Origin of the sequence: Burkholderia sp. 4M9327F10 (assembly GCF_005503145.1) — a bacterium.
In the GTDB taxonomy this organism is placed as follows: Bacteria; Pseudomonadota; Gammaproteobacteria; order Burkholderiales; family Burkholderiaceae; genus Paraburkholderia.
Map to the genome: position 1 here is coordinate 1 of NZ_SCNV01000098.1, position 20,048 is coordinate 20,048.

Genomic DNA, 20,048 nt, shown 5'->3' on the forward strand with positions numbered 1-20,048 from the left:
CGCCCCGCCAGCACTGCTCGCCAGGGCCGCACCCGCCGCCCCGGCCGCGATCTTCTGAAAATGCTGCTGCGCCTGGCCACCGAGCTCCGCACGCAGTTGCGCCAGATTGCGCCCCATCGCAAGCTGCCGCCCGTGCTCGTCCACGACCTTGAAGTTCATGAACAGATGCGCGGGCAAGGTCTCGAGCTTGAAGTCGGACTGTTTCATCGCGACCTGGGTGTGCTCGCGAACATCGGCGATCAGCGCCTCCAGCAAGCCGCCCGCGCCGAAGCGCGGCATACCGTTACGATCCACGAAGCCTGCCGCATATTCCGGCAACGGCACGCAATGCCGGCGCAGTTTCTGCGGCAAGGACTTGAGCAGCAGTTGCGTCTTCTCCTTCAGCATGCCCGGCACGAGCCATTCGCAGCGGCGCGCATCCACCTGGTTGAGTGCGTAGAGCGGCACCGCAAGCGTCACGCCGTCGCGCGGCGAACCCGGCTCGAAGTGATAGGTGAGCGCCATCTCGACGCCCGACATCGTCATGCGCTTCGGGAACAGGTCCGTCGTGACGCCGGCCGCTTCGTGGCGCATCAGGTCGTCGCGCGACAGGTAGAGCAAACGCAGCTTGTCTTCCGCCTGGCCGCTCTTCTTCACTTCGTCGCGGTACCAGCGCTCGAACGACGCCCCCGTATAGATACCCTTCGGCAGCGCCTGATCGTAGAACGCGTAAATCAGTTCATCGTCGACCAGCACGTCCTGGCGGCGCGATTTGTGTTCAAGCTGCTCGATATCGGCAAGCAGTTTGCGGTTGTGCGCGAAAAACGCCAGCTTGGTATCGAATTCGCCATCCACCAGCGCGCCGCGGATAAACAGCTCGCGTGCGCGAGCCGGGTCCTGCTTGCCGAAGCTCACACGCCGCCGGTGATAGATCGGCAGACCGTACAGCACGCCGCGCTCGTAAGCCGACACCTGGGCCGCGCGTTTTTCCCAATGCGGCTCGGAGAGCGACTTCTTCAGCAAATGCGCACCAATCCGTTCGATCCATTCCGGCTCGATCTTCGCGATACAGCGCGCGTAAAGGCGGCTCGTCTCCACCAGTTCCGCGGCCATCACCCAGCGCCCCGCTTTCTTCACCAGCGCCGAACCCGGCCACAGATAGAACTTGATGGTGCGTGCGCCGAGGTAGTGCGGCTCGTCGTCGGCCTTCAGGCCGATATTGCCGAGCAGGCCGGTCAGAAGCGCGAGATGGATCTGTTCAAAGGTCGCTTCGGCATCGTTGAGCCGCCAGCCGTGCTCGCGCACCACCGTCAGCAGTTGCGAATGCACGTCGCGCCATTCGCGCAGGCGCAACTGCGAGAGGAAATTGGCGCGGCACTCGTCGTGCAACTGCCGGTTCGATTTCTTGTGCGCAATCGCTTCGTCGAACCAGTTCCATATCTTGAGCCACTGCAGGAATTCGGAGCGCTCGTCGGCAAAGCGCCGGTGCGCCTGATCGGCCTGCTCCTGCGCTTCGATCGGCCGGTCGCGCGGATCCTGCACCGAGAGCGCACTGGCAATGATCAGCACTTCGCGCAGCGCCTGCTGATCGCGTGCGGCGAGTATCATCCGGCCCACCCGCGGATCGAGCGGCAGGCGCGCGAGTTCGCGGCCGAGCGGCGTCAGCTCGTTGTCGTCGTCAACGGCACCGAGCTCGTTCAGCAGTTGATAGCCGTCGGCAATCGCGCGGCCGGGCGGCGGTTCGATGAACGGGAAGGTTTCGATCGCGCTCAGGTGCAGCGACTTCATCCGCAGAATCACGGACGCCAGCGACGAACGCAAGATCTCCGGGTCGGTGAAGCGCACGCGCGACTGGAAATCCGTTTCCTCATACAGACGGATGCACACGCCATCGGCCACCCGCCCGCAACGCCCGGCACGCTGGTTGGCGGCCGCCTGCGAGATCGACTCCACCTGCAGCTGTTCGACCTTGTTGCGATACGAGTAGCGCTTCACGCGTGCGAGCCCCGTATCGACGACGTAGCGGATCCCCGGCACCGTCAGCGAGGTTTCCGCGACGTTGGTCGCCAGCACGATGCGCCGCGCGTTCGAGGAGCGGAACACGCGCTCCTGCTCGGAGGCGGACAGACGTGCGAACAGCGGCAGGATCTCGGTATGCGGCGGATGGTGCTTGCGCAGCGCCTCCGCGGCGTCGCGAATCTCGCGCTCGCCCGGCAGGAATACCAGCACGTCGCCCGGGCCTTCGCGGCACAGCTCGTCCACCGCTTCGACGATCGCGTCCATCAGGTCGCGGTCACGATCCTTGCCGGATTCGCGCTGCGTTCTGGGGCGCTCGCGCGACGATGACGACGTCGACGAACCTTCGGCGGCCTTCACCGCCGGGCTGTCTTCCGCCACCGGTCGATAGCGCACTTCGACCGGGTAAAGCCGCCCGCTCACCTCGATGACCGGTGCCGGTTTGTCTTCACTGCCGAAATGGCGCGCGAAACGCTCCGCATCGATGGTCGCCGAGGTCACGATCAGCTTCAGATCGGGCCGCTTCGGCAGAATCTCGCGCAGATACCCGAGCAGAAAATCGATGTTGAGGCTGCGCTCGTGCGCTTCGTCGATGATCAGCGTGTCGTAAGCCTTGAGCAGCGGATCGGTCTGCGTCTCGGCGAGCAGAATACCGTCGGTCATCAGCTTGACCGAGGCGCCCGGCGAGAGATTGTCGGTAAAGCGCACCTTGTAGCCGACCACCTCGCCGAACGGCGTGCCGAGCTCTTCGGCGATGCGGCGCCCCGTCGCCGATGCTGCGATCCGGCGCGGCTGGGTGTGACCGATCAGGCCGGAGCCGCCCGCGCCAAGCCCGCGGCCGAGCTCGAGACAGATTTTCGGCAACTGGGTGGTCTTGCCCGAGCCGGTCTCGCCGCAGACGATCACCACCTGATTGCCGGCAATCGCCCGCGCGATTTCCTCGCGGCGCCCGGAAACCGGCAGCGCTTCGGGAAAGGTAATCGGCGGAACGGGATTCGGTTCTACCGTACGCGCGGAATGAGGTGGACGAGGTGGACGCGGCGCACGTGCGGGGCGAGCTTCCTGCGGCTCCTGTTTGGCGTCGGCGCGACGCGGCTGCTTTTCCGCTCGTGGCGGCCGCGGCGCACCGCCAGCCGGACGCGCGCGGCGCTCCGCCTCGCTGCGGGACTCGCGCGATGGGTCTGATCCAGCGTCTTGCGCTGTTTTCTCGTTCGCCGGAGCGGGACTTTTGGGTACATTCGACATGGGGGCGCATTATAATCCCGGGCATGAATTCCCAAACCGACCTCGTCCCCACGCCCGCGAGCGCTCCGGCCACGTCCGGCGCGGCGGAATCCGATTCGCAACACGCGCAATTCGTCGACTGGATGCGCTCGGTTGCGCCCTATATCCACGCGTTCCACAACAAGACGTTCGTCGTCGGGTTTGGCGGCGAAGTGGTGCATCAGGGCCTGCTGAATGCGCTTGTCTCCGACATCGCGCTGCTGCAGGCCATGGGCATCCAGATCGTGCTCGTGCACGGCTCGCGACCGCAGGTCGAAGAGCAGATGAGCCTGCACGGCGTGGAGTCCGAGTTTTCGCACGGCATGCGCATCACCGACGCACGCGCGCTCGAATCCGCCAAGGAAGCGGCGGGCGAAGTGCGTCTGGATATCGAAGCGGCCATCAGCCAGGGCTTGCCGAACACGCCGATGGCGCACGCGCACATCAGCGTGGTGTCGGGCAACTTCGTGACGGCGCGGCCGGTCGGCATTCTGGACGGCGTCGATTTCCAGCACACCGGCGTGGTGCGCAAGATCGACGCGGATTCGATCCGCCATTCGCTCGCGAGCCGCAAGCTCGTGCTGCTCTCGCCGCTCGGCTTCTCGCCCACCGGCGAGGCGTTCAATCTATCCATGGAAGACGTGGCCTCGGCGGCGGCCATCGCGCTGCGCGCCGACAAGATCGTGTTCCTGACCGAAACGCCGGGACTGATGGAAAACGGCGAAGACGGCCCCGAACTGATGCGCGAACTCTCGCTCGACGACGCCTACAAACTGCACGAAAGCGGCGAAGTCACCGGCGACGAGGGTTTCTATCTGAAGCACTGTATCCGCGCCTGCCGCGGCGGCGTGGCACGGGCCCACATCATCCCCTACGCGCTCGACGGCAGCCTGCTGCTGGAACTGTTCCTGCACGATGGCGTGGGCACCATGATCTCGTATGAGAACCTCGAGAGCCTGCGCGAAGCGACGCCGGACGACGTGGGCGGCATTCTCTCGCTGATCGAGCCGCTCGAAACGGACGGCACGCTGGTGCGGCGCGGCCGCCACCAGATCGAACGCGACATCGACCATTTCTCGGTGATCGAGCACGATGGCGTGCTGTTCGGCTGCGCGGCACTGTACCCGTACACGCAGGAACGCATCGGCGAAATGGCGTGCCTCACGGTCGCCCCCGAGGCGCAAGGCACCGGCGACGGCGAGCGGCTCCTGAAGCGCATCGAGCAGCGCGCCCGGGCACGCGGTCTCACGCGCATTTTCGTGCTGACGACGCGTACCGAACACTGGTTCCTCAAACGCGGCTTTGTGAAGGCAACGGTCGACGACCTGCCGGAAGATCGCCGCCGCCTCTATAACTGGCAGCGCAAGTCGCTCGTGCTGATGAAACAGCTCTAAGCGGCCTCCCCTGGCGCGACTGCCCGATAACGTCACAAAAGCCCCACACCGATTACAGGAGAAGCACAGCATGGCTCGTATGGTTCAATGCGCGAAGCTCGGCAAGGAAGCCGAAGGCCTCGATTTTCCGCCGCTGCCGGGCGAACTCGGCAAGCGGATCTACGAAAGCATTTCCAAGGAAGCGTGGCAGGCGTGGCTCAAGCAGCAAACCATGCTGATCAACGAAAACCGCCTGAACATGGCCGATCCGCGCGCACGCCAGTACCTGATGAAGCAGACCGAGAAGTTCTTCTTCGGCGAAGGCGCCGACCAGGCTTCGGGGTACGTGCCGCCGAGCCAGGGTTGAGTCACGCCTCGGGTCATGTCCTTGGGTCGTGTCCTCGGGTCGCGTCCTTAAGTCATGCCGGTGAGGGCTGAAGACCAGCCAATCATCCAGCCAGAAATCCGCGCCACGAGCGCGGATTTTTTTCGTCCGCTTTTCATCCGCTTTTCGTCCCTTTGCCCATCTTTTCCGGCTCCACCGAGCCACTTTCAAGCCCGCTTTTAAGCCCACGTTTCAAATCGTCACGTTCCGCCGCATCCCCCGTCACGCAAGGGATTGAGCGTCCCCGCAGCGCTCCGCCCGGCCGCCCCGTTTGCACGATCCTCTGTCATCGTGCTATCATGTGCACCGTTCCAACAGTAATTCACCATCATTCGCGTTCAATTCACCCTGCGGCGCCGTGCGCGACGCAGCGCGTTTTGAGCAGTTTTTATACAAGAAGGCTTGTCGGTCACGTCGCGGGAGTCATCATTCTTCGCGGTCATCACCGGCCTTTTTCGTGCCAAGCCTTTCAGCGGCGCGCAGGCGGTTCCACTGCCCCAGCGTCTTCATGCATCTGCCCCCCTTCCACGGCCACGCAGATGCACACAATCAGCAGCACCTAGATCAGTGCAATTCCGCGAATGCGCGCAAGCGAGAGGCGCAGGCCCCGGCGTTTGTTTTTTCTGCACGTGAGGCCACATCTTCGCCGCATCGCCCGCGCTAGGTTCGCGAAACTGCACTTTCCCAGCACCCGTGGCGGAACATTCATGCGCGTTTCATGAGTTTCGTCGCAGTCATTGGAGTTTTCACCTTGACCGCTTCCAGCAACGGCTTCTGGCGACACCACAAACAAGAACAACGCCTCACCCTCGACGACATCACGGTCGTCGACAAATCCCTCCTCAAACGTGCGGTCGGCGCAATGGCGCTCGGCAACGCCATGGAATGGTTCGACTTCGGGGTGTACAGCTACATCGCCGTCACGCTCGGCCAGGTGTTCTTCCCGTCGAGCAACCCGTCGGCGCAGTTGATTGCCACCTTCGGCACCTTTGCGGCGGCCTTCCTCGTGCGTCCGCTCGGCGGCATGGTGTTCGGGCCGCTTGGCGACCGCATCGGCCGGCAACGCGTGCTGGCGATGACCATGATCATGATGGCGGCCGGTACCTTCGCCATTGGCCTGATTCCGAGCTATGCCACGATCGGTATCTTTGCGCCCATCCTGCTGCTGGTCGCGCGTCTGGTGCAGGGCTTCTCGACCGGCGGCGAGTATGGCGGCGCGGCGACCTTCATTGCGGAATTCTCGACCGACAAGCGTCGCGGCTTCATGGGCAGCTTCCTCGAGTTCGGCACGCTGATCGGCTATGTGCTCGGCGCCGGCACCGTTGCGTTGCTGACGGCCACGCTGTCGCACGATGCGCTGCTCTCGTGGGGCTGGCGCGTGCCGTTCCTGATCGCCGGGCCGCTGGGTCTGGTGGGCCTGTACATTCGCATGAAGCTCGAAGAAACGCCCGCGTTCAGGAAGCAGGCTGAGGCGCGCGAAGCGGAAGACAAGGCGTTGCCCAAGCAAGGCTTGCGCGAGATGCTCGCCCGTCAATGGAAGCCACTGCTGCTGTGCGTCGGTCTCGTGCTGATCTTCAACGTGACCGACTATATGGCGCTCTCGTACCTGCCGAGCTATCTGTCCTCGACGCTGCATTTCGACGAAACGCACGGCCTCTTTCTCGTGCTGCTGGTGATGGTGCTGATGATGCCGATGACGCTGTTCGCCGGACGCCTCTCCGACACGGTCGGCCGCAAGCCGGTGATGCTGTTCGGCTGCATCGGCCTGTTCGCACTGGCCATTCCCGCCCTGCTGCTGATCCGCACGGGCACGATGCTGCCGGTGTTCGGCGGCCTGCTGATTCTCGGCGTGCTGTTGTCGTGCTTTACGGGCGTGATGCCGTCGGCGCTGCCGGCGCTGTTCCCCACCCAGATTCGCTACGGCGCACTGGCGATCGGCTTTAACATCTCGGTGTCGCTGTTCGGCGGCACGACGCCGCTCGTCGCGGCCTGGCTCGTCGATCGTACCGGCGATCTGATGATGCCCGCGTACTACCTGATGGGCGCCTCGCTGATCGGTATCGTCTCGGTGCTCGCGTTGCGCGAAACCGCCCGCAAGCCGCTGCTCGGCTCGGGACCGTGCGTCGCCACGCGTGCTGAAGCGCATGCCGTGCTGCGCGGCGAGCGTCAGGCCGAGGAGATGGATGAAGACTATGCCGCGGGCGCTACGGCGCGGGCTTGATCAGCGAATGCAGCGTGGCCGTCGCGTGCGCGCCGTCCACCATCAGCAACCCTGCCGACACCGGCAGCGTGAAGCGACGTGGCCCCGCACTGCCGGGGTTCACGAACAGCACGCCGTCGCGCTCGTCGATCAGCGGCTTATGCGAATGCCCGGTCACGACGACCCGAATCCCTTTGCTACGCGGATCAGGGTCAGCGTCGGCGATATCGTGCACGACGAGAATCGTCACCTGTTGCACCGTCAGCAGTGCGTGCGTAGGCAGGCCGCGCGCCCACTCGCCGGTATCGTTGTTGCCGCGCACGGCGGTCACGGGAGCAATCTGCCCAAGCGCTGCGAGCACTGAGGGCTCGCAGATATCGCCGGCATGAATGATCGCGTCGCACCCTGCAAGATGCTCCAACGCCTGCGGCCGCAGCAGATTGTGGGTGTCGGAAATCAGACCGATGCGGGCAGGCGAAGAAGCAGTCGTCATCTGTGAATGGGGCAGCGATCAGTTCTCATATGACACGGTGAGACCACACAACACTCAAATAATCTTCAGGCAACAAACTGGCACTGCGACGCCGGCGTGCGCGTGTCCATGTTGCGGCCGCGGTTCATGTGGTCGTCGACCTCGGCGGCGCAGCCGAGCATGCGTGGATACAGGAAGATCGTGAAGGCCGCAGTCTCGAGTGCCGCGCCAGTATAGCCGCCGCTGCGATACGGCTGCCACAGCATCTTCAGCAGCAGCGCGGCAATCAGCGCATCGACGTTGACGCAATAGACGTTGCGCGACACACCGGCCTCGAACAAGGTCTGCACCAGTGTCCCATAGAACTCGTGAAAGACGTTGTACTCCTTGCGCCCAGCCATCAGTTCGCGAATGAACACCTCGCGCGGATCGTAGTTGACCGGCTTGTCCTTGAATACCGGGTGATTGACGCCCGGTATCTTCTGGATATCGAGGCTCCCGGTGTTCTTCTTGTTCGATTTGTAGCGGGCATAGGCTTCGACGTACTTCGAAGCCAGCGCCTTCAGGTCGATGCCGTGGTTCGGGTCGCCGGGATCGACGAGATCCGTATCCCTGAACTGGTCGATCAGGAACGCGATGCCCTCGTAGCCGTTGCCGCCGTGGGTGTAGCCGGTGTGGGTCAGGAAGCCGACAAGGCCCTTGTTGAGCTGCACCCGCTCGGGGTCCTCGGGCCCGTCGGCGGAGACCGCCCCCTTTGCGCCCTGGGCCGAGATCGTGCCCGGCCCGTTGGAGAGCAGCAGCCCCACCAGCACCTGGAACGCGAACAGGTCGGCCGGTTGCGGTGCGAAACCCAGCAGGGCGACGAACGCCACTTCGCTGATGGGCCGTTCCTGCAGGACCTCGCTCATGGCGATACCGCAGAAGCTGTCTGGCTGGTGCTGCTCCGCGCTCACCGATGCACCGATCAGCGCGCCGAACAGGCGCAGCCACCACGGCAGGCTTTCCGCGGTCAGGCGTGAGACGCGCTTGCGCAGCAGCGGACCCCAGGCCAAGGTTGCGCTGATTGCGGCTAGGACGGCATCCGCAGTGGGATGACCCGGCAGGGTTTGCAGGTAACGCACGAAAACCGACTTCGCGCCTCTGGCGCGCAGCCCCTCGAGCATCGCCTCGGCGCCAGGCTCAGGCGCCGCGCCGACGAACACGCCCGGATCATCAACCTTGATCGCGCCTGTGTCGAAGCTTTCGTCCAGCGCGTCGCTCAGGCCGGCCGCCATGAACGCGTCGATCAGTGCCCGCGTGGCCTGCCGTGCCTTGCCCTGGCAGCGTGGTCCGAGGATGCTGGCGGCTGCCGCCAGCACGGTGTTGGGCGCATTACCGGCCTCGCGCGCGGCCTGTGCGGCGGCGAGTGCCGGATGACCGTGCAGGTTCAGGCCTGCGCCGATGGCAACGTTGATCAGGCGCCGGTCGTTCTCGCCGCCGGGTTCATGCAGCAGCGCGAGGCTGACGTTGGCTTCCAGCGGATACTGCGCGGCATCGAGCATCGACACGCCGTAGAGGCTCGTGACCTGGCTCCTCGCGTCCATCTGCGAAGCGCCCGAAGCATCCTTCATGGTCTGGCGCGGCGGCACCGCGCCGATCTGCCGGTTCAGCGCCGCGATCTGTTCGTTATACGGCGCACTCGCCTCGACGACAGGCAAGTCGAGCTCGGGCGGCAAGGTCACCCCATGACTCGCGCCGAACCACGGCTTGAGCGCGAGATTGCCTTCGGACTCAAAATCGGGCCGGCAGGCGTTCTCGCCCATCACAGTGGTCAGTGCCGCCGGGATATGGGCGATGTTGGTGACAAGCGCGCCCTTGGCCGAGAACACCGGATGCTCCGGCGTGAAGATGCCGTCCACGCCGAACTTGTCCATGAACCAGCCTTCCTTGCTGAGGGCATCGTCGGCGCCGCCGGCCATGGCGCCCGCGTGCCCGACCGCGCGGGTCAACTTGGACTTCCAGCGCCCGACCACACACGCCACCACGGGTTTGGAGAAGCTGGCGTCGAGTTCGTAGTAGCCACCGGGTTCGACATAGAGCACCGCCGCCTTGCTGCGCGCATCGTTCGAAAGCCCAAACGCGAACTCGGGCGCCGCGAAGTGGATATAGACATCCTTGCCGCAGGAAATGGCCGTCGTGGTACCCCAGCCGGCCATGCGCAGGTAGGTTGCGATGGTGGTCGTGAAATTGCCCGAATTGGAAAAGATCGCGATCGAGCCGCGCCGCAACGCTTCCTCGGGATGGTCGCCGCCCAGCGCACCGCCGATGCGCACCTGGTTCCACGCGTCGGCCACGCCGAGACTATTGCCGCCGAAGATGTCGATGCCGTTGGACTGACCCATGGCGCGAATTTCGCGCGAGTCGTGCACGGCCAGCTTTTCGGTGACGATGAAGATCTTCTTCAGCTCAGGATTGACGCGTATCAGCTCCGCGACGCCGTCGCGCGCAGCGGCTGGCGGCAGATAGATCACGCCGCAGTTAAAGCGATGGCCGTCGTTGATGCCTTCCAGCACGTTGTTGTAGACCGGCACGTTGCCCAGAGCCGTCTCCAGCACCTGGCCGCGCTTGCCGGGCGCGGTGCCGAACACCACGTTGCCGCCCGAGTAGACATGGCCCACCGGTGTCACGTCGCTCGATTCGCCGCCAAGGATATTGAGCACGCAGACCCGGTCTTCGCGCGTGGCAATCTGCGCAAGAGAACTGATGCCGACGAAATATCTGAAGTCGCCTACGCCTTGCTTGTACATGACAGTCTCCTTATACGCGAGGCCCCCTCAGGCGGCCCGGCTTGACGCGATGCCAAGCCGGGCGGCGATCTGCTCGCGGCCGCCGGCTTTCATCCACGCATCGACTTTCTTCGCGTACAGCACGACCTCGCTCATGTCCGAGTCGAAGCCGAAAAACCGGTACGGCAGGCCCAGCGCGTCGAGCGTGTCGCGCATCGCGCCCATGCCGCGCACCAGGTTCGGACCGCCGCGCCCGACCACCACATAAAGCGGGGTCGCGCCATGCTGGCTAAAGTGCTCGCGCAGCGCGTCGGCCATCGCACGGAAAGTCTCGAAGATGTCCGTGTTGTTCGATTTGCCGCCGATGATGAACAGCACGTTGCTCTGTTTGATCCAGTGCTTGAAGCAGATACGCGCGACCTCCTTCATCTTCTCGTAGGGCGGGTTGCCGCCGAAGTCCGAGGAAATGATGGCGTCATCGCCAAGCATCTGGGTCACGAGCGAATTGGCGCCGCCGCCGAAAGTCGGCGCGAGAATGGTGCCGCCCGCATTGATCACGTAGACGTCGCTTTGGCCCTGGTAGGTACGTAGCTGATTGATCTCCTGCTCGAAGTCCGAGTAGTCGACGGCGAACAGGCTTGCCGGCAGGTTCAGACGGCGCCAGCGCGGGTCGTCGCGATCGAAGCCGCATTTGAAGTCGCAGGCCACCGGTGTCATGCGCCCCTTCTTGTCCTCGCGCATGCGGATCGGGTTCAGCTCCAGCGTCGTCATGCCGTAGTCGTGGTACAGCTCCCACAGCTTCGGCAAATGCTGCACCAGCGGCGAGATGATCTGCCGCGGCGCCCCCAGCGCAGACAGCGCATTGGCCACGACGAAGGCCTTCAGGCCGGTGAGCGGATCGAACGGCACCTGCGCCACCTGGCTTCTGTCGAGCTCCTCGATGTCGATGCCGCCGTGATGGGTGAGCGTCATGGTCGGCGCACGGAAATGCGTCGAGTCGGTGATCGAGAAGTAGACTTCGTGCTCGGCGGGCACACCCGCTTCGAACGTGACGCCGTTGGCCTTGGCCACCATATTGCCGACCCGGTGCTCGACAAAGTACAGGCGCTCCTTTTCCCTCAACGCGCTCTTGAGGTCCGCGGCCTTGCCGATCAGTCCGGACTTGCCCTTCTTGCCGACGCCTCCCTTGAAAACAGGTTTGATGAACACCAGACCGTGCCTGTCGATCAGCGCGCGAATCTCCTCTTCGCTGGCGTCGGGTCCGAGCACCTCGGTAGTCGGGAAGTCGACGAACTGGAGCATCCTGGCTCCGTGCAGCATACCGGTGACTTGCATGGTGGCCTCGCTGGGAAGAGAGACTAGCTAGGTGACGTGCGACAGGACAATCAGCACAGTCGTGACGGTGATCGCGCCGCCGATGCGCGTCGCGATCTGCGCAAACGGCATGAGCGTCATGCGATTGGCCGCTGTCAGGATGGCGACGTCGCCGGTGCCGCCCTGGCCGCTGTGACAGGCGTTCACGATGGCCGCATCGATCGGATACATCTTCATCCAGTAGCCCACCAGTGCACCGGTCGCCATCAACGTCGCTACGGTTGCCACGATGGTGATGAGGGTCGGCAGCGTGAAGGAAGCCACCAGCTTGTCCCATGGCGTCAACGAGACGCCAATCGCAAACAGCAGCGGATAAGTGACCGCCGTGGAGAAGAACCGGTAGACAACGTAAGCGCCCTGCTGCAACTGTGGCGATACCGCTTGCGTGAGCTTCACGACCACGGCAATGAAAAGCATCGCGACCGGCGCCGGCAAACCGAACAGCCGCTGACACATGATGCCCACGACATAGAGGGTCAAGGCGGTGATGCCCGCTGCGGCGATATGGGTTACATCCATATGCCCGGAGATTTCCTGCTGGGCCGGATCCATCTCACCCTGCTCGCCGGGTTGCAACCGCCCCTCGCCCGTGAGGCGCGGATAGCGCTTGCCGACGAAGTTCAACGTGCCCGCGAAGATGATCGCCGCAAGGCTGCCGAGCATCACCGGGGGCAAGACGGTGGCGAACAGGATGCCGGGGTCCTGATGCAGTATCCCGGCATAACCGACGGTCAGCGGGATGGCGCCTTCGCCGACGCCGCCGGCCATGATTGGTACGACGATAAAGAAGAACGTGTGATAAGCGCCGAGACCCAGCAGCGTGCCGACGGCCGTGCCGACAGCCCCCGCCGCGATCGTGCCGATTCCGAGCGGTACGAAGATCTTGAGGAAGCCCTTGATCAGAACCTGCCGGTCCATGCTCAGGATGCTGCCCACAATGATCGAGGCAATGAACAGATAGAGAAAATTGGTGGACTTGGTGAAATCGATCGTGACCTTCACGATCTGCGAAGGCAGCAACCTGTAGTACACCAGCGCGGAGGGAACGAAGGTGGCAAAGATGGCGGCGGCGCCGATCGCGCGAATGACCGGAATCCGCTTGCCGATCTCCGCGAGCGTGAAGCCGAAGAACGCGAACATCACGATCACAAGCGAAATCTCGTTCGGCAGCTTGTCGATATAGACGAGACCCGCGATAAGGGTGCCGGCAATCACGTAAATCGGCAGAGGAATGATGCCGATGCGGATCTCCATCAGCCGCCACCAGCCTTGGGGCCAGAAGGCCTGCTTCTTCGCCTGGTTCGGCGGGAGAGGCGTGGAAGCCGCGCTCTTCATCTGTGTCTCCGTTGGCTTCGCCGATCTCTCGGACGGCAGCCTGTCAACTGGCTGCGCCGCAGGCGTCTTGCCTGGTTGGAATGCCTGAACCAGTTTATATTCAGCCCGATGCCGCCTCAAGGCGCGATTGAAGCGCAGCCCCGCGATCCGCATGGGACAAACCCTGATCGACTACCCTTACCCGCCGTAGTGAACCGCGAGCCATACCGTCGGCACGGTCTCATGCGTCCACGCGACCCGGTGCCGGCAATGCGCTACGATCAGCACATGGTCGCCCGGCTGCATCACATGCACTTGCGGGTCGCCCTCGAATTCGAGGCCCGCTTCGCCCGTCACGAGCATGACCCACTCATCGCGCGGACTGTCGTACCAGAAGCCCGGCGCACTGGCCTGTCCCGTCGAGACAATCCGTTCGATCGTCACACCGCCCTGCTCGATGAGCGTATCGAAGCGCTCGCCGACGGCTTGCGTTGAACCGAAGCGAAACAGATTGCCGATGGCTGGCATGGCGACTCCCCGGGTCAGTGGCAATGCGCTGCCGACGCAGGCGTTACGGCTCACTTGAGCGGCTGAAGACCGCCGAGCAAGGTCGGTACCAGTTCGCTGATGGTCGGATGGACATGCATCGCGTACTGCAGCGTCGGATACGGCGCACCCGCCGTCATGATGTCGATGAACGTATGGATCGCTTCATCGCCTTCAATACCGAGAATCGCCGCGCCGAGTATCTGTTTGCTGTGTGCGTCCACCAGCACTTTCATGAAGCCGTCGGTCTCGCCGCGTTCGCGCGCGCGTCCGACTCGCGTCATGGGCATCGTCGCGATCAGCGCGGGCTTGCCGGAGGCGCGCACTTCGGTCTCCGAAAGACCGACTCTTGCGAGCGGCGGATCGACGAATACCGCGTAGGCCATGATGCGCTGATCGACGCTGCGGTTCTCGCCGTCGAGCAGATTCGCCGCGACGATCTGGTAGTCGTCGTAGGAGGTATGAGTGAAAGCGCCGCGGCCATTGACGTCGCCGATCGCCCACACGCCCGGCGCCTGGGTGCGCAAGGCGCCGTCCACCGCGATCATGCCGTGCCGGTCGGTGCCGATACCGGCGGCGGCGAGGCCGAGGTCGTCGGTATTCGGCTGGCGTCCTGTGGCGAACAACAGGTGCGAGGCTTCGAGCGGGGGCTGGTCGCCAGCGAACCCGATGCGCACACCCCCGCCGCTCAACGGCTCGACGCGTTGCGGTTGCGCACCGAAGCGAAAGCTGATGCCCTCGCGCGTCAGGACGTCCTGCACGGCCTGCGCGAGATCCGCGTCCTCGCGGGTCAGCACGCGCTCGCCGCGCACCAGAACCGTGACCCGGCTGCCGAAACGGCGAAACACCTGGGCGAATTCAAGCGCAATGTAACTGCCGCCGACAATCGCCAGATGCTCGGGCAATTCGGTCAGCTCAAGCAGCGAAGCGTTCGTGTAATAGCGGATTCGTTCGATGCCCGCGAGCGGCGGCACCACGGCGCGCGTGCCGGTGTTGATGAAGATCTCATCGGCTTCGAGCTGCTCGACGATCTGACCATCATGGTCACTGATGCTGAGCGTTCGCGGCCCGGTAAAACGTGCATGACCGTTGAACACCGTGACATTGCGCGCGCTGCGCAGCCATTTTTCTACGCTGTGGCGCGACTCGCCGATGATCCGGTCTTTACGCGCATTGACCTGCGCCAGATCGACCGTCACTGTGCCGCTTACCTGCACGCCGTAGGCCGCCGCATGACGCGCCACGTGGGCCGTACGGGCGCTGGCGACATAACTCTTGGTGGGGGTGCAGCCGACATTGACACACGTGCCGCCGAACGCGGCCCGCTCGATCACGGCCGTCTTGCGGCCGCTCTCGCCAAGACGCACCGCAAGCGGCGAGCCGCCCTGTCCGGTGCCGATTACGACGGCGTCAAAGTGCTGGGGCATGGCAGGTCTCCCGAGGGACGGTGGCACGGTGCTGCCATCTTACGCCTGCCCTCATGGGATACTGCCGGAGTGGTTTCGGGAACTCGCCTGGTTCGGGCCAGCTTCAGCCGTGGCAATAATGCGCGCAGATCAGCGCGCGCGAACGTTGCAGCGCCGCCTGGGCGCCCTTGGTGGCCATCATCAGACCCACCTGGCTCAGGTTGAAGTCCTGCGCCACCATCATTTGCATCAGCGCCACCATCGGCAGGACCACCGATGGATGATAAAGCTGTCGTTCGATCAAGTCTCGCATAGCTGCTCCCACTGCATCCCGCCGCTTCGGCAGGACGCTACTCACGTTTCGATGGTGGGATTCTAGGCATCCGTGCAGTCCGGATAAATAGCGCGAAAGCGAAGGGAGTTGTTGCGCAAAGCGAACAATCGGCGACGCAGCGCACGCGCCTTGCTGGTGGCGGTTTTGCGGGGCATCTGGAGATCCGGTCCAGGGTCGCGGCGGCCATAACGGGATGGTTAAACCGCATGCTGCCGGGCCAACTGGCGCGACAGCCTCCACACGCGGGAAAGGGTTATTCGAGCGGCGCGCCGAGAAACTCGGGCAACGCTTCCGCCCGTTCGGAGAACGCGGCCAAGGCCGGATAATGCCCTGCGTCGAGCACGCCGGGCAACATCAACTGCGTGAAGCGCCACGCCACGGCAATGGTGATATCCGGCTGCATCAGACGCTCGCCGCACAGCCAGCCCGCATGTCCCGCATGTCCCACGTGTTCGGCCAGACGCGCCTCCAGCACCGCAAAGGCCGCATGCATCTGCTTCTGCACCCGCTCGACCCATGGCTCGTACTGCCACTGCTGCGGCCGCAGATTGCGCTCGTACACCGTCTGCATGGCCTTCTCCGTAGCGGCGAGTGCAAACCCGATCAGGCTCAGCGCCTGCAGCCTAGCCGCGGGCTCCTCGGGCAGCAGACGACGCGCCGGTGCGACCTTATGGTCGAGGTGATCGAGGATCAGGCTCGAATCAATCAGCATAGTGCCGTCGTCTTCGATGAAGGTTGGCGCCTTGACCACCGGATTGATGTTTGCAAACTCGTCGAAATGGCGAAACACCGACACAGCGCGATGCTCGAAAGGCAAGTCGAGCACGGCCAGCGAGATTGCGACACGACGTACATAGGGAGAGTCCAGCATGCCGATCAGATGCATTCGATGCCTCGTCGTTCGAGATGGTAGGAATGCATGACTTTAGCGCAAGGCGCGCGATGTACGGCGTGCTTCGTTCAATCGGCCTGACGCAGCGCCGCCGGCTCCTGCACGGCCTGACTGCTCTCCTGCAGGCCACGTGCATAGGCGCTTGCCGCCACTGGGCGGCTGAACAGATAACCCTGCTGCTTGTCGCACTCGATCGCACGCAGAAACGACGCCTGCGCCGGCGTCTCGACGCCTTCCGCGGTGACGTTCATGCCGAGCGAATGCGCCATCGCGACCACCGCCTGAGTGATCGCGATCGAGTCTCGATGGTCCGGCAAGCCGGCCACGAACGAGCGGTCGATCTTGAGGTTGTGCAGCGGAAAACGCTTCAGATAGGACAGCGACGAATAGCCGGTGCCGAAGTCGTCGACGGAAATCCGCACGCCCATGTTGCTGAGCGCGCTGAGAATCGGCAGCACGATGTCGCTGTCGTTCATCAGCAGCCGCTCCGTAATCTCCAGTTCGAGTGCATCGGCACCAATGCCGCAGCGCGCGAGACACCGCTCGATACGCTCCACCAGACCCTCGCTCACCTGGCGCGGCGACAGGTTGACCGCGATCACGAGATCCGGCGCTAGCGTGCGGCGCCATTGCGCCACCTGCTCGCAAGCGTGTTCGAGCACCCAGTTGCCGATCGGGACGATCAATCCGGTATCCTCCGCAACCGGAATGAACTCCACCGGCGAGACGTCGCCCAGTTCGCGGCTGTACCAGCGCAAGAGAGCCTCCGCGCCGACCGTGCGGCCGCGCCGGCTATCGACGATCGGCTGATAGACGAGACTCAGTTCGCCCGCCGCCAGCGCGCGCCGCAACAGCTGCTCGATGGCAAAGCGCCGCTGCAGATGCTTGTTCAGGTCTGCGGTAAAAAACTCGAAGTTGTTGCGGCCGCGCTGTTTGGCCGAATACATCGCCGAATCGGCGTTACGCATCAGGGTCGGCACATCCTGGCCGTCCTCGGGAAAGAGGCTGATGCCGATCGATGCCCCCAGGTAGTACTCGTTGCCGGCTACCGCGAACGGCACGGCCACCGCTTCGAGAATCCCGCGCGCCAGCGCGACCAGATCGCCGGTGGTGTCGTAGCGGCTCACCACAATCACGAATTCGTCGCCGCCCACCCGTGCGAGCGTGTCCTTCTTGTCGACGCAGGACGCAAGACGCCGCGCCACGCTGCACAACAGCGCATCGCCCGCTTCGTGGCCGGCCGTGTCGTTGACCTTCTTGAAACCGTCCAGATCGACGAACAGCACCGCGACGCGCGCGAGTTCCGTGGAAAGGCCGGCAGGTTCGAACAGGTCGCGCATCCGGTCGGCCAGATAGGCGCGGTTATAGAGGCCGGTAAGCGAGTCGCGGGTGGCGAGATATTTGAGTTGCTGCTGGGCCTTGCGCACCGGGCCGATGTCGGTGAACGAGATCAGCAGCGAACCCGCTTCGTGCTCGCCGGGCTTCGTGATCGGCACCACATTCACGGTGATCCAGATGGTCTCGCCATCCGTCAGTTCGAGACCGACCGTCTGGCCGAGCAGCGGCTTGCCGCCGGACAGCGCGCGCACAGTCGGACGATCGGCCTGGGCGATGGTCGTGCCGTCCTCGTGAAGGGTCCGCTGCAAGACCGTCATGATGTCGCGGCCAATCAGATCCGGCGTCGCGTGCAGGATGCGCAGCGCACTCGGATTGCACGCCAGCACAACGCCGCTGCGCGATTGCACGACGATCCCTTCGTTGAGGTGATTGACGACCAGGCGGTGGTGCTCCTCGCTCTGCGCGAGGCGCTGCGCAATGGCGTCCTGATGCACCGCGAGACCGACGCTGCGGCTGATCTCGCGCAGCATGGCCTCCTCTTCGTCACGCGGACGGCGCGGCGTGCGATGGTAGACGGCAAACGCGCCGAGCACCCGGCCCGCATCGCTTTCGAACGGGAACGACCAGCATGCGCGCAGGCCGATCGGCAAGGCGAGATGCTTGAAATCCGCCCACAGTGGATCGGTCTCGATGTCCTCGACCACCACCATGCGCCGCAGATACATCGCCGTGCCGCACGAGCCCGCCTTCGGGCCGATGGCGACGCCGTCGAGCGCCTCCGTGTACGACTTCGGCAGCGACGGCGCGCCGCCGGGGTGCGCATGCACGCCGTCGGCATCGAGCAGCAGGATCGAGCAACACGCGCCCTCGCCGAGCAGCGCTTCCGCGCGGCGGCAGACTTCGTCGAGCAATTCAGGCAGCGGCGTGTTGCGCGTGATCAGCCGCAAGACACTGTGCTCGGACGCCAGCAACTGCTCCGCCAACTCCGACGGAATGCGGGCGCTGTCAGACGCTGCTCCAACCGTGTCAACTGGTGTCACCTGGCAAGTCATAGCTAAGCCCCCTAACCCGACATCGGCAGCTTTCGACTGGTGGCGTACTGGGGTTTACGCCTAGGCCATATCAATTCGTGATGCGGCTTGGCCAGGCTGCGGCGCTCGCCTGCGCCGCTCGCCCATACCGGCCGCCCACGCCGGTCCCCTGCATCGGTCCCCTGAGCCCATCCCTTAGTTATGCGCGTGCAGATCCGGATTCAGTTGTCCCCAAGTCTTGGTGCGGGAGATCGCCTCGACCGCCCCGCTCTGCGAATTGCGCCGGAACAGCCAGCCGGGTTGCCCGCTCAACTGCGCCGCCTTGACGACCGAGCCGTCCGGCAGACGCACACGGGTACCCGCCGTCACATAGCAGCCGGCCTCTACGACGCAGTCGTCGCCGAGCGAAATGCCGATGCCCGCATTGGCGCCCAGCAGGCAGCGTTTGCCGACCGACACCACCTGGGTGCCGCCACCCGACAGCGTGCCCATGATCGAGGCGCCGCCGCCGATATCGCTGTGATCGTCGACCACGACCCCGGAGCTGATGCGTCCTTCGACCATCGAAGCCCCCAGCGTGCCCGCGTTGAAGTTACAGAAACCCTCGTGCATGACCGTGGTGCCGGCGGCGAGATACGCGCCGAGCCGGACGCGATCCACATTGGCGATGCGCACGCCGGCGGGCACGACGTAGTCGGTCATGCGCGGGAATTTGTCGACGCTGGTCACTTCGAACGGAATCCGCGCCGCGCGCGCCTTCAGACGCACCTCGGCGACCGACTCCACCGCGCAGGGGCCGAACGAGGTCCACGCGACATTCGCAAGCAGGCCGAACAGGCCGTTCAGATTCGCTTCGTGCGGCCGGATCAGCCGGTGGCTCAGCAGGTGCAGACGCAAGTAGACGTCGTACGCGTCGAGCGGCGGCTCCGCGAGCGAGGCAATCGACGTTCGCACACCGACCACCTCGACGCCGCGGCGCTCGTCGGGACCCATGCAGTTGGCCCCGATAGCGCCGATCGCCCGCGCCACTTCGTCGCGCGGCAGACGCAGCGTGCCGCCCGCTTGCGTCCCGTGAGGCTCGTCAGTCAGTTCCGGTGCGGGAAACCAGCTATCGAGAACGGTGCCGTCGGCGGCCAGCGTGGCGAGTCCGACCGCCGTTGCACCACCTGTCCTGAGTTCGCCCAATGCCATCTTGCCTTTCTCCGATGAGATCAATCCATGCCATGTCTGCAAACGCGAATCAGCGCCCGCCGGGACATGACGTCACGCAACTGTCATGCCGCCCCGGCCGGCGTCGAACGCGCTCAGTTACCCTGCGGGGGCCTGCCCTGGCCGCCGCCTTGCCCGCCGCCGCCACCAC

The 20,048-nt window shown here is 64.4% G+C and carries 14 protein-coding genes; 3 read left to right on the forward strand and 11 right to left on the reverse strand.

Going from position 1 to position 20,048, the window contains the following annotated elements; all coding sequences use genetic code 11:
- Positions 1-3,240, reverse strand: a 3,240-nt coding sequence (gene hrpA, locus FFS45_RS39585) for an ATP-dependent RNA helicase HrpA (RefSeq protein WP_137960050.1), incomplete at its 3' end; no start/stop codon positions are given.
- Between the two features lie 23 nt (positions 3,241-3,263).
- Between hrpA and argA the strand changes: the two genes are divergently transcribed.
- From argA to proP, 3 genes are all read left to right on the forward strand, one after another.
- Positions 3,264-4,652, forward strand: coding sequence for an amino-acid N-acetyltransferase (argA, locus tag FFS45_RS39590; RefSeq protein WP_137960051.1), 1,389 nt, complete (start codon positions 3,264-3,266; stop codon positions 4,650-4,652).
- A gap of 70 nt (positions 4,653-4,722) precedes the next feature.
- A complete protein-coding gene (locus tag FFS45_RS39595) occupies positions 4,723-4,998 on the forward strand; it encodes an oxidative damage protection protein (protein ID WP_090685599.1) in 276 nt (91 codons plus the stop codon).
- Between the two features lie 736 nt (positions 4,999-5,734).
- Positions 5,735-7,237 carry a glycine betaine/L-proline transporter ProP gene (gene proP / locus FFS45_RS39600; RefSeq protein ID WP_249363118.1) on the forward strand — a complete coding sequence of 501 codons (1,503 nt, stop codon included), beginning with the start codon at positions 5,735-5,737 and terminating at the stop codon, positions 7,235-7,237.
- Here the strand turns inward: proP and FFS45_RS39605 are convergent.
- From FFS45_RS39605 to dapD, 10 genes are all read right to left on the reverse strand, one after another.
- The gene (locus FFS45_RS39605) at positions 7,221-7,709 is read right to left on the reverse strand and encodes a metallophosphoesterase family protein (RefSeq protein WP_137960052.1); all 489 of its coding nucleotides are present in this window, start codon (positions 7,707-7,709) and stop codon (positions 7,221-7,223) included. The two genes, proP and FFS45_RS39605, sit on opposite strands and share 17 nt — an antisense overlap.
- A gap of 65 nt (positions 7,710-7,774) precedes the next feature.
- Positions 7,775-10,474, reverse strand: a complete 2,700-nt coding sequence (locus FFS45_RS39610) for a CoA-binding protein (RefSeq protein ID WP_137960053.1) — start codon at positions 10,472-10,474, stop codon at positions 7,775-7,777.
- Between the two features lie 27 nt (positions 10,475-10,501).
- On the reverse strand, positions 10,502-11,788 hold the full coding sequence (locus FFS45_RS39615; protein WP_137960054.1) for an ATP citrate lyase citrate-binding domain-containing protein: 1,287 nt from the start codon (positions 11,786-11,788) through the stop codon (positions 10,502-10,504).
- Positions 11,789-11,815: 27 nt separating this feature from the next.
- Positions 11,816-13,162 (reverse strand): 2-hydroxycarboxylate transporter family protein, encoded by a 1,347-nt coding sequence (locus FFS45_RS39620; RefSeq protein WP_137960055.1) that lies wholly within the window; start codon positions 13,160-13,162, stop codon positions 11,816-11,818.
- A 177-nt stretch (positions 13,163-13,339) separates the two neighbouring features.
- Entirely contained in the window at positions 13,340-13,669 is a 330-nt protein-coding gene (locus FFS45_RS39625; protein ID WP_137960056.1) for a cupin domain-containing protein, read from the reverse strand.
- 50 nt (positions 13,670-13,719) lie between these two features.
- The gene (locus tag FFS45_RS39630; protein WP_137960057.1) at positions 13,720-15,114 is read right to left on the reverse strand and encodes an FAD-containing oxidoreductase; all 1,395 of its coding nucleotides are present in this window, start codon (positions 15,112-15,114) and stop codon (positions 13,720-13,722) included.
- A gap of 103 nt (positions 15,115-15,217) precedes the next feature.
- A complete protein-coding gene (locus FFS45_RS39635; RefSeq protein ID WP_137960058.1) occupies positions 15,218-15,406 on the reverse strand; it encodes a hypothetical protein in 189 nt (62 codons plus the stop codon).
- 274 nt (positions 15,407-15,680) lie between these two features.
- Positions 15,681-16,313 carry a glutathione S-transferase gene (locus tag FFS45_RS39640; RefSeq protein WP_137960059.1) on the reverse strand — a complete coding sequence of 211 codons (633 nt, stop codon included), beginning with the start codon at positions 16,311-16,313 and terminating at the stop codon, positions 15,681-15,683.
- A 74-nt stretch (positions 16,314-16,387) separates the two neighbouring features.
- On the reverse strand, positions 16,388-18,709 hold the full coding sequence (locus FFS45_RS39645) for an EAL domain-containing protein (RefSeq protein ID WP_137960060.1): 2,322 nt from the start codon (positions 18,707-18,709) through the stop codon (positions 16,388-16,390).
- Between the two features lie 174 nt (positions 18,710-18,883).
- Positions 18,884-19,879: a 2,3,4,5-tetrahydropyridine-2,6-dicarboxylate N-succinyltransferase gene (gene dapD / locus FFS45_RS39650; protein ID WP_171029881.1), complete on the reverse strand. Its 996-nt coding sequence runs from the start codon at positions 19,877-19,879 to the stop codon at positions 18,884-18,886.
- Positions 19,880-20,048: the final 169 nt, after the last annotated feature.

Bases quoted from the DNA above. Each gene is read 5' to 3' on its own strand.
- FFS45_RS39630 (WP_137960057.1), bottom strand. From the start codon at position 15,114: ATGCCCCAGCACTTTGACGCCGTCGTAATCGGCACCGGACAGGGCGGC.
- FFS45_RS39645 (WP_137960060.1), bottom strand. From the start codon at position 18,709: ATGACTTGCCAGGTGACACCAGTTGACACGGTTGGAGCAGCGTCTGAC.
- FFS45_RS39615 (WP_137960054.1), bottom strand. From the start codon at position 11,788: ATGCAAGTCACCGGTATGCTGCACGGAGCCAGGATGCTCCAGTTCGTC.
- FFS45_RS39610 (WP_137960053.1), bottom strand. From the start codon at position 10,474: ATGTACAAGCAAGGCGTAGGCGACTTCAGATATTTCGTCGGCATCAGT.
- FFS45_RS39640 (WP_137960059.1), bottom strand. From the start codon at position 16,313: ATGCATCTGATCGGCATGCTGGACTCTCCCTATGTACGTCGTGTCGCA.
- FFS45_RS39635 (WP_137960058.1), bottom strand. From the start codon at position 15,406: ATGCGAGACTTGATCGAACGACAGCTTTATCATCCATCGGTGGTCCTG.
- FFS45_RS39625 (WP_137960056.1), bottom strand. From the start codon at position 13,669: ATGCCAGCCATCGGCAATCTGTTTCGCTTCGGTTCAACGCAAGCCGTC.
- dapD (WP_171029881.1), bottom strand. From the start codon at position 19,879: ATGGCATTGGGCGAACTCAGGACAGGTGGTGCAACGGCGGTCGGACTC.
- FFS45_RS39620 (WP_137960055.1), bottom strand. From the start codon at position 13,162: ATGAAGAGCGCGGCTTCCACGCCTCTCCCGCCGAACCAGGCGAAGAAG.
- proP (WP_249363118.1), top strand. From the start codon at position 5,735: ATGAGTTTCGTCGCAGTCATTGGAGTTTTCACCTTGACCGCTTCCAGC.
- FFS45_RS39605 (WP_137960052.1), bottom strand. From the start codon at position 7,709: ATGACGACTGCTTCTTCGCCTGCCCGCATCGGTCTGATTTCCGACACC.
- argA (WP_137960051.1), top strand. From the start codon at position 3,264: ATGAATTCCCAAACCGACCTCGTCCCCACGCCCGCGAGCGCTCCGGCC.
- FFS45_RS39595 (WP_090685599.1), top strand. From the start codon at position 4,723: ATGGCTCGTATGGTTCAATGCGCGAAGCTCGGCAAGGAAGCCGAAGGC.